Genomic DNA, 13,601 nt, shown 5'->3' with positions numbered 1-13,601 from the left:
CCGCTCGCGGGTGGTGTTCGCCGGTGGTTCGGGCTCCCTCATGGGGACCGAGAGGCGAGAACCGAGGATGACGCTTTCGGCGACGAAGCGCCACGCTTAGGCCCACCCGCGGTCGAGTTCCGGCGTATGGAGGTACCGTGTGTCCGGGTCGCACGCGAGGCGGGCGAGGAGACCCGCGAACGCCTCGACGACCGCGGACTCCTCGACCACGACCACGAGATCACCGTCGCCGACGGCCGGATCTACCTCCCGGTGACGGACGCGACCGCGGTCGCGGACGAGTACGCGGTCGTCACCCACGACGTGCCCACCCGCGAGACCCAAGTCATGCCCGCGGACCTGCTTGGCTTCGAACCGAGCTACGAACGCCTCGGGGAGATCGTCCTGCTCCACGAGGACGACATCGAACGCGCGAGGCGGATCGCGACCGCGGTGATGGACTCCTCGCTCCCGGTCGCGACGGTCGCGAACCGCGCCTCGAAGGTCACCGGCGAGTTCCGGACCCGGGACTGGGCGGTGCTCGCCGGCGACGGAACGACGACCGTCCACCGCGAGTACGGCTGTTCGTTCGCCCTCGACATCGCCGAGGTCTACTTCTCGCCGCGCCTCGCCACCGAGCGCCACCGCGTGACCCAGCAGGTCGACGCCGACGAGCGGGTCGTCGACATGTTCGCCGGCGTGGGCCCGTTCGCGATCCCCGCCGCGAAGCAGGGCGCGGACGTCGTCGGTATCGACCTGAACCCCGTCGCGGTCGAGTATCTCCGGGAGAACGCCCGACGAAACGACGTCACGGAGCGCGTGACGGCCATCGAGGGGGACGTTCGGGAGGTCGCCGGCGACGACACTCGCGCCGACCGGATCATGATGAACCTCCCGCACTCCGCCGACGCGTTCCTCGACACCGCGGTCGCGCTCGCGAGCGACGACTGTACGATCCACTACTACGACATCCAGCACGAAGATGACCCGTTCGGACCCGGCGAGCGCGCCATCCGCGCGGCCGCCGAGGGTTACGAGGTCACCGTCGAAACCCGGCGAACGGTCCGGTCGTACGCCCCCCACGAACAGAACGTCTGCCTCGACATCCGGCTCCGGGCGTGAGTCGCGGGGCCGGATCGTCGGTCGGATTCGCAACGATTATAGCCGTGGTGAGTCGAAGTTGAAACGCGCCGGTGTAGCTCAGACTGGCTAGAGCGAATCCTTCGTAAGGATTAGGCCGAGGGTTCAAATCCCCCCACCGGCTTCTCACCGTTTCTCGTCGGAAACCACACATCGACCAGTTTGCACAAGCCGGTAGAAGGGCTATGTGACCACGACACGGAACGAGTGGACATGGCAACCGTGACCTGCGACGAATGTGGGAACGAGACCGAATACGACGACTCCGGTGCTGCGGACCGAATCCCCTGTACGCACTGCGAGAACGAGATACAGGTCTGAATCGGGTTCGGAACCACCCCGATTTCCCGTCGGTATCGCACAATTTTGCTCGGTAGAAGACCGCGAGCGCCGCCGAAAACGGTCCGAACGCGACGTACAGCGAAACCGTATAGCGTTCTGCCATGACACGAAAGTGTTTATACCAGGGTGCTGAACAACGGGATGGAGGGTTCGACGCACTCTCCGAGATGCCACGCAGCGGACCACGCCCCTTGGTCCCCGCCTTTTGCGAGAAGGATGTCAGTTGTGGTCGAGCGGTCGGTACCGACGGTCGACGATCGCCACGTCACACTCGATGTCGTGGAGCCGTTCGAACGTCGCCGGCGCGAGCAACCGCGAGACGGTGCTCCGGTCGGTGCTGGCCCCGAGCATCACGAGGTCGGTGTGGGACGAGGCGGCCGCGAGGAAGTCCTCGGCAGGGCCGTGTGCCACCCGGGTCTCGATGCGGGTCGAGAAGGTCTCGACGAGGTCGGCGAGCATGCTCTCGGCGTCGCGGCGCTCGGCGGCCGTCGAGATACAGTGACAGACCCCGATCCGTCCCGACGAGCTCGCGAGCCGGCACGCGAAATCGAGCATACTTCGGGCGACGTCGCTGGCCCGCCGGACCGACACCAGGATCCGCCCCCACTCGGTCCGTCCGTCGATCGACCGGTGGACCACCACGTCCATATCGGTTCGAAACAGCGAGGTCACGAACGACGACAGCCCCCCGTCACCCTCCTCGTAGGGGGTGACGACCAGGTCGCAGTTCGACTCGCGTGCGGTCCTGAGCGTGGTCTTGGCGGATGGTTCGGAGCCGCGCTGGGCGACGACGACCTCGCACGGCACCCCGACGGTGGTCTCGACGGCGTCCGCACACCGTTCGAGCCGGCCGGCGTGGGGTTTCGTCGACGCCGGTGCGTCGGGGTTCGTCCCACCGTCGGTGGCGACGGTTCGTCCGTCGGCGTCCGGTTCCGCGGCACTCGCCCCGGTCTCGTCGGGGTCGACGAGGTCGAACAGCACCACCTTGCCGGCGTCGTGGGCGGCGGCGAGGCGACCGCCGAACATCGCGGTGGCGTCGGCGTGGTCGCCACGCATCGGCACGAGGACGTGGTCGTCGCCCTTCGTCGACTGGTAGAGGTAGCGGGCCCGGTGGGAGTAGACGTGGCGGTGCCAGACGAGGAACACGCCCGCGACGATCATGCTCGACACCGCAATGGAGACGACGTAGGTGAACCCCGAGGCCCGTTCGACGACCGCGAGGAGCGCGGTCGAGAACGCCGCCGGCTCCTCGATGTCGAACGCCCACGTCGCCGCCCCGGTCAGGAACATCGCGAGCGCCGCACCGCTGGCGTGGATGTGCTGGGCCGCCGCGGCGCTGTAGTAGAACTCCGAGAGGGTCGCGACCGCGATCCACCCACACGCCGCCCCGGTGGTCAACCCCGAGACGAACCGCCAGGGGGCGGCGTAGCGCTCCTCGGGGTGGGCGAACAGGAGATACGCGCCGGCGGCCAGCGGCGGAAAGAGGAGGAAGGAGAGGTCGGCGACGTTCGAGATCAGCGTCACGAGGCCAACTAAGAGCGGCACGAACAACAGGACGGAGAGGTGGATCAGGTTTCTGGAGCTCTCGATCCACCGGCGGAAATCGTGGACCTCCCGGCGCTCGAACCGCCGGGACCGCGAAAGCGCGGCGCGGAGGTACGCCCGCGCGTCATCGAACATACCAACAGGAGGCGGCGAAGCGGAAAATGTGTTTCCTCATCGCCCCGCCGTCGTCCGGGTCGAACTACCCGCGCGTCGCGGACGCGTTCGGGGTGTCGTTCCGGGCGGAGACGGTGACGTTCTCGAAGGCGAGCCGGCCCGTGCCACCGGCCCGCTTCGCCCGGAGTTCCACGTTCGGTTCGACGCTGTCGAGCGAGAAGTCGACGGTGACGTTCGTGAGGCCGTCGGTGCTCGTCACGTTCTCGGTCGCGATCGGCCGGGGGGTCGCTCCGGTCGCGGCTTCGAGGGTGGCGACGGGCTGGTCGCCGGTGCTCGTGGCGTTGACCTGGAAGGTCGCGGTGTAGTCGCCGGGCGGGAGCATCGCCCCCGGACCGTACCAGTAGTAGGTCCCGTCCTGGCCGCCGGTGCCGACGAGCTGGCCGTCGATGATGATCGCCTCGTTTCGGATGATGTCCGAGAGCTCGTAGGTTTTGGGGTCGAACCCGTAGTCGCCGCCGATACCGCGGGTCGTGCCGGTGTAGCCCTGCTTGAACACCCAGACGTCGTCGTCGTAGGCGTAGAGACCGTACTCGTCACCCAGCTGGCCCTCGAAGATCGTTCGCAACGGCTGTGACCACTCGATGCCCTGGGTTTCGAGGTCGGTGTCCATCAGGATGTACTCTGGCTGCGGCGGGGGGTTCTCGCGTTGGTACCGATAGTAGAGCGTGCGGTTCGCGGTGAAGGTGACGTTGTCGCGGGTGGCGACGTGCGGGAAGATGTCGTTCTGGGTGATCAGCGAGGCGTTCTCCGGGACCACCTCGATCGCCTCGTTGATCGTCTCGACGTCGTCGCCGCCGCGCGGGACGGCGTCCTTCTCGGCCCCCATCGCCACCCCGACGGCGAGGTTCACGACGAGGATCACCGCGAACAGCCCGGAGAGCATCCCACGGGTCGTGTTCCACCACGCGTCGGTGTCGAACTCGGGCCGTCGCGAGAGGTCGACCCGCGAGAGCACTCTGATGGCCCCGATGTAGACGAACGGCAGGAGGTAGAAGGGATAGTGTGCGCCGAAGGTGTAGTAGACGTCGCGCCCGGCGAAGACCCACGCGAACCCGAGGAAGGGAACCAACGAGAGCACCGTGACCTCGTCGGCCACGGCGAGGAACAACACCGGCAGGAGCAGGAGGACCAGGAAGACCACCTTGTCGAAGAGGTCGATCGCGACGGCGTCGACGAAGAGGGAGGGATTGGCGAACAGGATGCCGACGAGGTTGCCGATCGTGACCCGCGAGCCCGTGATATAGGCCTGGAACGCCGGCGAGACGACGTCGGTCGGCAGACCCGAGGAGTCAGTGTAGACCCCTATCGCCCAGCCCGCGATGATCCGGGAGACGACGAGGATGACGGCGCTGACACCGAGCATGGGTGCCTCCTGTCGGAGGCGGTTCCCGCGGTAGGCGATGACCGCGAGCGCCACCAGGAAACCGCCGACGAGGATCGCGGTGAACTCGTTGGTGAACAACACCAGCGTGAGGAAGACCACGAACGTGACGTACCGGCGCTTGGTGTAGGCGTAGTAGCCGGCGAACAGGAGGATCGGCAGGAGGATCTGTTCCTGGAAGTCGAAGAGCCACGCGTTCCAGAAGAAGGGGTTGAGGGCGTAGGAGGCGGTCACCAGCCCCGCGATCCACGTGCTATCGAGCTGGTCGCGCGCGAGCTTCCAGCACATCGGAACGCTGGCCGCGAGCACGAACGCCTTCGAGACGATGAGGGTGTACGGGGACTCCACGAGGGCGTACAGCGGGAGGAACCCGAGCAGGGTGGCGGTGAAGTGGCCGCCCCAGTAGGAACTCTCGGGCCCGCGGGCGGTGTACTTGCCCTGTTCGAGGAACCCGTTCCCCCCGACCGTCTGTGCGAACATGTGGACGTAGGTCCCGAAGTCAGCGCCTGTGAGCCAGTAGCTCCGGTAGAGCAGCGACATGTAGACCGAGAACCCGACGAAGAGCAGGAGGGCGAACCCGAGGACGTACCACGCCGGGTCCCCCCGCTCGGGAACCCGGCGGTCGACGGCGGTCCTGACGCGGTCGGCGGTGCTCATGCCTGCTCCTCCATCACGCCCCACCCTCCGTGGTGTTTGCGGTTTCCGGGTAGGATATCTCCACCCGGTCCAACACGACCCGACCCTCGCCCCGTCTGACCCCGCGGTACTCGAGCTCCGAGGTGCTTTCGGTCAGGCGGAACGGCACCGAGACGTTCTGCCAGCCGTCGCCGGGAGCGACCGTGGTGTTCGCGATCTCCGCGTGGTCCTCGCCGCCGGCGACCTGCGTCAGCAGTACGGGGTCGTCGCCGTCGCCGGAGACGTTGACCCGGAAGGTCGCGGTGTACTCGCCCGGCGCGAGGGTGTCGTAGGGACCGAACCAGATGTAATCGCCCGAGGAGCCCTCCTCGCTCACGAGGGTGGCGTTCTCCTCGGTCCCGGCCTCGGTCGCGGATTCGCTCGCGAACTCGCTCGCGTCGTAGACCCGCGGGCTCGGGTCACGCTGTGTCACCCCGTAGGTCCGCCCCTCGTAGCCACGCTGGTAGACTTGGACGCCGTCCTGGTAGCGAAGCAGTCCGTACTCGTCGCCGAGTCGCTCGCCGAAGCTCCGCTGGACGGTTCGCCCCCAGGACGCGTCCGGGTTGAGGTTCGTATCGACCAGGACGTACTCCGGCGAGACCGGCCCGTATCGCTGTTCGTAGGCCTCGAACGTCGGCTGGCTCACGATGAAGGTCGCGTTGGGACGGGTGGCCACGTGAGGGTAGATGTCGTTTTGGGCGAGCAGCGTCGCGTCCGCCGGTATCGAGTCGATGGCGGTCTGGAGGACGGCATCGTGGTCCTCGTCGGCCGGCGGCGGGGCGCTGAAGTGACCGCCGCCGGAGGCGATGCCCGCGACGAGACAGAGCACCAACACGCCGGTGGCGACCCCCGAGAACGCCGCCCGCGACGGTATCGAGACCCCCCCGAACCGGGTCGAGAGCCGCGCGAGGAGGTGGATGACTCCGATGTAGACGAACGGCAGGAGGTAGAGCGGGTAGTGGGCACCGAACTCGAAGTAGACCGCCTTCGACGCGCCGGTGAAGATCCAGGCGAAGCCGAGGTACGGACCGAGCGCGAACAGCGAGAGTTCGTCGAACAGCGCGAGGAAGAGGACGGGGAGCATGAACGCCGCGAAGAAGAGGAGTTTGTCCTCGACCGCGAACGTCGCCGAATCGATCAGAACGGTGGGGTTCGTGAGCACGACGCCGAGGAGGTCGAGGATCGACACCCGCGTCGCGCCCTGGACGTACGCCTGGAGGGGTTCAGCGATCACGTAGACCGGGAGCCCGCTCGCCCGACTGAAGTGTTCGATCACGGTGCTGGAGACGAACCGCGCCACCCCGAGGGCGACCACCGCGCCGACGATGGCCGGGGCCTTCTCGCGTGCCCGACCCGCGAGGAGCGCCGCGACCGCGAGCCCTGCGGTGAAGCCGATCGCGGGGAAGATCACGAACTCGTTGGTGAACAGTACCAGCAGGAAGAGGACGAGGAAGGCGACGGTTCGGTCCTTCCGATAGCAGTAGTAGGCCGCGAAGAGGAGGGGTGGGATCAGGATCTGCTCCTGGAAGTCGAACGACCACGCCGACCAGAGGAACGGGTTGAACGCGTACGAGAGCGTCACGACCCCGCCGAGACGGGCACCGAGCCGGTCGCGGGCCAGCACCCAGAGCACCACGACGCTCGCGGCGAGCACGAAGCACTTCACGACCAGGAGGGTGTAGACCGAGGGCACCAGCGCGAACAGCGGGATGAAGGCGAGCAGCGTCAGCGAGAAGTGCGCGCCCCAGTACGACGACGAGAGGAGTTCGACGCGGTACTTGCCGTTGTCGAGCCAGCCCTCGCCGTTGAGCGTCGAACTGAACATGTGGGTGTAGGCCCCGAGGTCGGCCCCCGTGGTGGCGAAGCGGAAGTGCTGGAGCGAGGTGTAGATCGAGAAGCCGACGAACAGCGCTAGCGCGAGCAGGACGACCAGCCACGTCGGGTCGTTGCGGGCCGGCAGCGCGTCGGTCACGCGGTCGGTGAACGACCGTTCGCCCGTCTCGCGGCCGATCGATTCCGAGAGCCTACTCACGTTTGTCCTCGCCGAAGTACTGCTTCACGGTGTCGAACGACCAGGAGGAGTCCTCCGTACTCCAGACCCACTTCTCGCTCGCACCGAAGCCCCAGAGCAGGCCGAGCGCCATCGAGAGGAGGTTCGCCCAGAACAGCGGGATACCGAAGATCTCATAGAAGACGAACAACCCAGCCGTCCCGATGGCGATCCCGACGAGCCGGGTCGCGACGTACTTCACGCCGCGCCAGCACCACTGACCGAAGCCCGCCGCCCCGCGACCGCGCCACGTCACGCTGTCGTTCATCACGTAGTTCGAGAGCGTACTCACGATACGTGCGATGAGTCCCGCGAGCACCGGGGCGATCCCGAACCTGGGCAAGCCGATGGTGATAGCCTGATTTATCACCATGCCAACGGCTCCGACGCCGAGATACATCACGAGCCGTTTGTTCTGTGGGTCGAACAGCGAACGCTCGCGGACCTCGTCGAGCACGCTCACGCGTGGACCTCCGTTCGGTCACCGCCACGTTCGCGGGTCGGTGGTGAGAGCAGCAGGTCCTTGAGTTTGGGGTAGACCGCTTCGATGGCGTGGGACTCGCCCTCCGCGCGGGCGCGGTCACACCGCTCGGCGTAGCCGTCGTCGTGTGCCCACTCGCTGTGCAGGAGGGCGATCGCGTGGGCCATCCCGCGCGGGGTTTCGGCCTGGAGCACCGCCTCGTTCTCCCTGACGTGGGTCGAGAGCGGGGTCGTCACCACGGGGGTGCCGGAGGCGCAGGCCTCGTTGATCACCATGCTGTCGGTGTCGACCCGGGCGGGGTGGAGGACGACGTGTGCGCGGGCGTAGGCCGCGGCGAGTTCGTCCTCGTCGAGGAAGCCGAGCCCTTCGACCTCCCCCGCTCCCTCGCCGGTCGTCACCACTCGGACGTTCGACGGGAGGCGTTCGGCCACGTCCTGTATCGTGTCCCAGCCTTTCTCGCGAATGTGGGCGGCGGTCGTGAGGACGGTGAACTCGTCGTCGAGCGGTGCGTTGTCGGGCGAGAACCGGTCGGTGTCGACGAAGTTCGGGATGTGGACCGTGTTGGGGTGCGGGGAGTCGTAGGCCGGGGTCACGGAGTGGACGACGTCGAACCGCGAGAGGTCGTGTTTGCCGACGGTCCGATAGAGGAGTTTGACCGCCGTGGGCACCGTGCCGTAGTGGGCCTCGTAGAGCTTCCGCGAGACGAACACCCAGGAGTGGACGCCCGCTATCCGGGTGCCGCCGCCGGAGAAGAAGAGTTCGGAGAGGGGGTTGTAGAAGATGTACGCGGTGTCGAACGCCGAGAGGTCGTGGTGCCAGGCCTCGCGATAGGGGATGTCGGGGTCGAGCACGTCGCGCACCGCGACGCGGCGCTCGCCACCGGGTGCGTAGGGGAGGGCGCGAACCGAGACGTCGACGCCGTCGGCGTTGAGGCGGTTGGCGAGCGAGCAGACCCACTTCTCGCCGCCGCGGTAGTGTTCGACCGAGAGGTGCGGACACAGAACGACGCGTGTGCCGGACATCTCAGAACGGGCGACGGGTTTCGCGGGATTCCGTTCGTCGTCGTGGTCCAGTGGAACGAAGAGGGCGCTCGGCGGAGGACGAAATCATTGCGCGAAAGAACAGACCGGAGCCAATTAAGTATTGCCTATCGGAACCTCGGGCGGTCAGACCAACGAAAACGACGGTTTCGGGCGATCCTGCCGTTGGACCCCCATCGTGCGTTCGGTGTGTGATCACACGTCTATCCCGGCGTGTGGAGACCCATCTCGACCGTCGGGGGACGCCACCGAATAGTAAAACAGTTCACCCACGAGCGAGCGGATCGGACAATGAAGACGCTGCTGCTCACCATCGACGCGTGGCGTGCCGACCACGCCTCGTTCATGCCGGGATCGGTCGGCGAACACACCCCGAACCTCGACCGCCTCGCGGAACAGGGCACCGTGTTCTCCGAGGCCGTGAGCCACGGCCCGGCGACGCCCTACGCCTTCCCGGCGGTGTTCACGTCGGCGCTCCCGCTCGACTACGGTGGCTACGAGGAGCTGAGCAGCGAGCGAACCCTGGTCAGCGAGGCGCTCTCGCGAAACGGTTGGCACTGCGTCGGCGCACACGCCAACCCGTGGCTCGGCGAGAAATACGGCTACGGCCGAGGCTACGACGACTATCGTGATGTGGGGGAGTTCGGGCTCCCGGGGTTGGAGCGGGGTCGACAGTTCCTCCTCGAGAACTTCTCGCTCGATAGTCCCGTGTACCGCGCGGTCCAGTCGGCCTACCGCTACGTGCAGGGCCCACTGCGGATGGTGACGGGCGACGCCGCCGAGATCGAGGTCGCACGCGAGGCGCTCGAAGACGCCCGCGACGAGGCCTTCGTCTGGACGCACCTCCTCGAACCCCACGCGCCCTACACCCCGCCGAAACACCACCGCGAGGCCGTCGGCGTCCCCGAGACCGACACCACGCCCTCCCAGCTCGTCACCCGCGCTCAACACGACCCCGAGTCGTTCTCCGAACGCGAGCGCGAGGTCATCCGTGGGCTCTACGCCGCGTCGGTCCGCCACGCCGACGAGAAGGTGGGCAAGCTCCTCCGAGCCGTCGACGACGACACCCTCGTGATCGTCACCGCCGACCACGGCGAGGCGCTGTTCGAACACGGCCAGGTCGGTCACGAGCCCGCCCTCTACGACGAACTCGTCCACGTCCCGTTCCTCGTCCGCCCGCCCGGCGGCGCGAGCACCGAGGTCGTCGAGGACCAGGTCCGTCACGTCGACATCGCACCGACGATCCTCGATTACGCCGGCGTCGAGGCCCCGGATTCCTACCAGGGCCGGTCGCTCCGGCCGGCGGTCGAGGGCGACGATATCGACACGGAGCACGCGGTCTCGGAGGTCGCGTCGTCGCCGACCCAGCCGGGTCGGCTCGACCCCGACGAGCTCCAGGTCGGCGTCAGGACTCCAGCGCGGAAGCTGATCTATACCGCCGACGGGATCGAGGGCTTCGACCTCGACGCCGACCCCGGCGAGGAATCGCCCATCACCGACCCCGACGGCGAGGAGTGGGCCGATCTTCAGGCGGCGCTCGACGAGCGGCTCGACAGCATCGACGTCGCCGACACCGGCGGTGTCGAGCGCGACGACGACGTCCAGGAACGGCTTCGGAACCTCGGCTACATGGAGTAATCGGGGGCGCTACAGGCTCCACTCGGGGTCGCGCGGTCGCCAGACGACCGCCGCTGCTTCGACCGGACTGTGGCCCCGGTGGTCGACACACGGCGCGCCGGGAACCGAGACCTCGTGAAGACAGACCCCGTCGGGGGTCGGTCTGGCACACACCGGCGAGCCGTCCTCGTTCGTCGGATACGTTCCACTTGCCATACCGGACGGTGGGGTGGCGCAGTAATGATGACCCGGCCTGCATGTGCCCGGCGTAGAAGATACCACCCGTATCCGCGTTTTCGACGAGTACGAGCCGGTTTCGACTGCGATGGGGACGAATCATTCGTCGACGATCGAATCAGGTCACACGCGAGACGACCATCCCCAGCAACTGACCGACGATCCCGGCCCCCAGCCCGACGACGCCGAAAGCAGCGAAGAGAGCGACCCCGCCAGCGAACGTCAGGTCGCCTTGGCTCTCCATCTCCCGGCCACTCTGATAAAGGAGAACGGCGAGGCACGTAACGCCCGGTGTAGCCCCGATGAGTAACGCCGATCGGAAACCTCCTCCACGGGACCCGTGGACGAAGCTCAACGTGAACGGAAGGACTGTGAAGGGGATTCCGAGAGAGACGGTCTCGAACTGCTCGTCGCTCGCCCTGCCGGCCAGGAGGGAGACCATCGAACCGATAGCGGCGGCCGAAACGAGACCGGTGATGGACGTGGGTCTCTCGTCCGTATCGACGGATGACATGTATCGGTCATTGTCACGCTAGCGGGGTAGGTGGTTCGATCGATGTCACTCACTCGTGGTTTCGTATCGAAAGTGCGGAATGTTCGACTTAGGCCGCTCGTCGCCCGCTCCAGACCAGCCCGAGGCCGACGATGGCGAGCAGCAGGCCGACGACGATGACCGCGATGTGCCACGCGGCGAACCAGACCGGGAGCGAGACCACGTACGAGAGCCCGGCGTAGGCCTCATCGACGTACGGGATGCTGCTCCCCCCGTCGACGACCGGGGCGTCGCCGCTGGCGTTCATCCGCGGGAGGTCGCTGTCGTTGGCCATCTCCTGATAGGGGAGCCGTTCGGCCTCGTACGGCCACGTCCCGGTATCGGTGGACCAGACGGTGGTGCCGTTCGGGGCCACCTCGACGACACGGTCCCGTCGTGAGTCCGTGACCAGGGTGTTGCCGTTCGGGAGGCGGTCGGCGTCGCGCGGCCAGCTGTAGGCCACGTCGTTCGAGGAGTCGACGCCCCAGGCGACTTCCCAGTTCCCGCTCTCGTTGTGGAGTTCGACGATCCGGTTGTTGTCGGAGTCGGCCACCAGGATCGCGTCCGGTCCGAGGTACTGCGGGTTGTGCTGGTGGTTCATGACCTCGGAGTCGCCACAGAGCACGTCGCCGTTGGAGTCGTTGCTGAAGTCGCGGAGACCGTTGTTCTCCTTGCAGATCGCGTCGTCCGTGTCGCCGGTGTCCTCGTTGATGACGTCGACGACGCCCTCACCGCGCTGGACGATCAGGAGCTGGTTGGCGTTCCGGACCGACACCAGGAACCGACCCTCGCCGATCCGGTCGACGTCGTTGATGTGGAGCCAGTCGGTGCTGACGGGGTCGTCGGGTGCGTCGTAGCGCTCGCTCGCGTTCCACTGCCACGTCGTCGTGCCGTTCGGCGCGACGGTGAAGATCCGCTCGTTCGCCATGTCGGTCATGACGAACTCGCCGGAGGGGAGCGGCTCGACGTCGTGGACCTCGTTGTTGAGCATCTCGGGAACGGGGAACGACCACTCGCTCGTGACCTGCGGGTCGGGGTTGGCGTCGGGGCCGGGGTCGATTATCTGGAAGCCCGTCCGCGCACACGGGGCTTCGTACTGGCCGCACTCCTGTTCGCCTTCGGTGATGTAGCCCGTGAGCACCGAGCCGTTGTCGAGCACCGTGACGTCGAAGTAGTCGGTGTCGGGGGTGCCGAAGGTCCAGAGTCGACTGCCGTTCGAGTCGAACATCGAGACGCGGCCGGCGGCCTGCATCCCGACGACGGTTTTGCCGCGGTCGGCGCTATCGTTGGTGTCGGCGTTCGAGGCGGTCGACGGCCCGGTGGCGGCGCTCACCGCGAGCGAACCCACGACGGCGACGACGGCGACGAGGACCAGGGCCACCCCGAGACGTTGGCGCGAGAGGGAGGGCATTTCGGTACCGGGAAATACAGGTTGCCCGGCTTAGGGTTATTGGTTCGCCTCGGGGATCCCGACCGAGTCAGTGCTGGTTTCGGTCGGCCGAGACGGCGGCGTGTGGGTTCCGGCCAGCGTAGCCGCCCCGCCGGAGGTCGTAGACGTGTTCGAGGAACCCGAGGTACTCGCCGGCCGAGAGCTTCGACTCGCCGCGTTCGCGCTCGGTGAAGACGTACGGCACCTCGACGACGCGGTCGTAGTCACACTTCAACAGGATCTCGAGTAGGATCTTGTAGCCGGTCGGCGCGAGCGAGACCCCGGTGAGGATCTCGCGTCGGACCGCGAAGAAGCCGCTCATCGGGTCCGAGATACCGCGCGTCGGTGGCAGCGCGAGCTTCGCGATCGTCATCGCGCCGCGGCTGACGAGCCGCCGGAACCGCGACCAGTTCTCGACGCCGCCGCCGGGGACGTGGCGGCTCCCGATCACGATGTCGGCCCCGGAGTCGAACGCCGCGATGAGTTCTGGGAGCTTCTCGGGCGGGTGCTGGAGGTCGGCGTCGATCACCGCACACAGCTCGTAGGTCGCCTCGTCGAACCCCCGCGAGACCGCGGTCGCGAGCCCCGAATCCTCCGTTCGGCGGACCACCCGCACTGCCTCCATCCCCTCGTACTCGTCCTCGACGAACCGCCAGGTCCCGTCGGGCGAGTCGTCGTCGATCACGACGATCTCGAACCGATACTCGGCGAGCGCGTCCCGACACCGCTCGACGACCTGTTCGATGTTCTCGCGTTCGTTGTACGTCGGGATGATGATCGAGACCGAGCGCTCGTCGGCGTCGGGTCCCGCCACCGTCGCGCCCGCGGGCACACCGCTTCGGTCGGTCACGTCGTCGGATCCGGTTCCGCCACCGGAGCCCGGTGGTTGGCACTCCCTACTCCTGCTCCCCCGAGAACCGGGCTGATCACTCACGATACCTGAGCCTCGGCGGTGGAGAATAAAAATCATCGTACTCGC

General features: G+C 67.1%; 11 protein-coding genes and 1 tRNA gene. 3 read left to right on the top strand and 9 right to left on the bottom strand.

Annotated elements, in window-relative coordinates; all coding sequences use genetic code 11:
* Positions 1-126: 126 nt before the first annotated feature.
* Complete coding sequence (locus tag GT355_RS03835) at positions 127-1,101, top strand: class I SAM-dependent methyltransferase (RefSeq protein ID WP_160133404.1); 975 nt, start codon at positions 127-129, stop codon at positions 1,099-1,101.
* A 67-nt stretch (positions 1,102-1,168) separates the two neighbouring features.
* Positions 1,169-1,243 (top strand) — tRNA-Thr (locus GT355_RS03830).
* Positions 1,244-1,680: 437 nt separating this feature from the next.
* On the opposite strand, the gene GT355_RS03825 is transcribed toward GT355_RS03830, so the two are convergent.
* The 5 genes from GT355_RS03825 to GT355_RS03805 all read right to left on the bottom strand — a co-directional run bounded on the left by GT355_RS03825 (position 1,681) and on the right by GT355_RS03805 (position 8,789).
* Positions 1,681-3,141, bottom strand: coding sequence for an HPP family protein (locus GT355_RS03825; RefSeq protein WP_160133403.1), 1,461 nt, complete (start codon positions 3,139-3,141; stop codon positions 1,681-1,683).
* Positions 3,142-3,205: 64 nt separating this feature from the next.
* The gene (locus GT355_RS03820) at positions 3,206-5,218 is read right to left on the bottom strand and encodes a DUF2079 domain-containing protein (RefSeq protein WP_160133402.1); all 2,013 of its coding nucleotides are present in this window, start codon (positions 5,216-5,218) and stop codon (positions 3,206-3,208) included.
* A gap of 13 nt (positions 5,219-5,231) precedes the next feature.
* Complete coding sequence (locus GT355_RS03815; RefSeq protein WP_160133401.1) at positions 5,232-7,268, bottom strand: DUF2079 domain-containing protein; 2,037 nt, start codon at positions 7,266-7,268, stop codon at positions 5,232-5,234.
* Positions 7,261-7,749, bottom strand: a complete 489-nt coding sequence (locus GT355_RS03810; protein ID WP_120073650.1) for a GtrA family protein — start codon at positions 7,747-7,749, stop codon at positions 7,261-7,263. The genes GT355_RS03815 and GT355_RS03810 overlap by 8 nt, the downstream gene beginning before the upstream one ends.
* Positions 7,746-8,789: a glycosyltransferase family 4 protein gene (locus GT355_RS03805; protein WP_160133400.1), complete on the bottom strand. Its 1,044-nt coding sequence runs from the start codon at positions 8,787-8,789 to the stop codon at positions 7,746-7,748. The genes GT355_RS03810 and GT355_RS03805 overlap by 4 nt, the downstream gene beginning before the upstream one ends.
* Positions 8,790-9,098: 309 nt before the next feature.
* Here GT355_RS03805 and GT355_RS03800 point away from each other — a divergent pair, with 309 nt between their 5' ends.
* Positions 9,099-10,445 (top strand): sulfatase family protein, encoded by a 1,347-nt coding sequence (locus GT355_RS03800; RefSeq protein WP_160133399.1) that lies wholly within the window; start codon positions 9,099-9,101, stop codon positions 10,443-10,445.
* Positions 10,446-10,454: 9 nt separating this feature from the next.
* Here the strand turns inward: GT355_RS03800 and GT355_RS03795 are convergent, their stop codons facing one another.
* The 4 genes from GT355_RS03795 to GT355_RS03780 form a co-directional block, all read right to left on the bottom strand.
* Positions 10,455-10,640: a hypothetical protein gene (locus GT355_RS03795; RefSeq protein WP_120073644.1), complete on the bottom strand. Its 186-nt coding sequence runs from the start codon at positions 10,638-10,640 to the stop codon at positions 10,455-10,457.
* A 139-nt stretch (positions 10,641-10,779) separates the two neighbouring features.
* Positions 10,780-11,175, bottom strand: coding sequence for a hypothetical protein (locus tag GT355_RS03790; protein WP_160133398.1), 396 nt, complete (start codon positions 11,173-11,175; stop codon positions 10,780-10,782).
* An 88-nt stretch (positions 11,176-11,263) separates the two neighbouring features.
* Positions 11,264-12,604 carry an arylsulfotransferase family protein gene (locus tag GT355_RS03785; RefSeq protein WP_160133397.1) on the bottom strand — a complete coding sequence of 447 codons (1,341 nt, stop codon included), beginning with the start codon at positions 12,602-12,604 and terminating at the stop codon, positions 11,264-11,266.
* Between the two features lie 67 nt (positions 12,605-12,671).
* Positions 12,672-13,472, bottom strand: coding sequence for a polyprenol monophosphomannose synthase (locus GT355_RS03780; RefSeq protein ID WP_240145702.1), 801 nt, complete (start codon positions 13,470-13,472; stop codon positions 12,672-12,674).
* Positions 13,473-13,601 lie beyond the last annotated feature (129 nt).

This window comes from Halococcus salsus, assembly GCF_009900715.1.
GTDB lineage: Archaea > Halobacteriota > Halobacteria > Halobacteriales > Halococcaceae > Halococcus > Halococcus salsus.
This window is presented reverse-complemented; position numbering and strand designations above follow the sequence as displayed.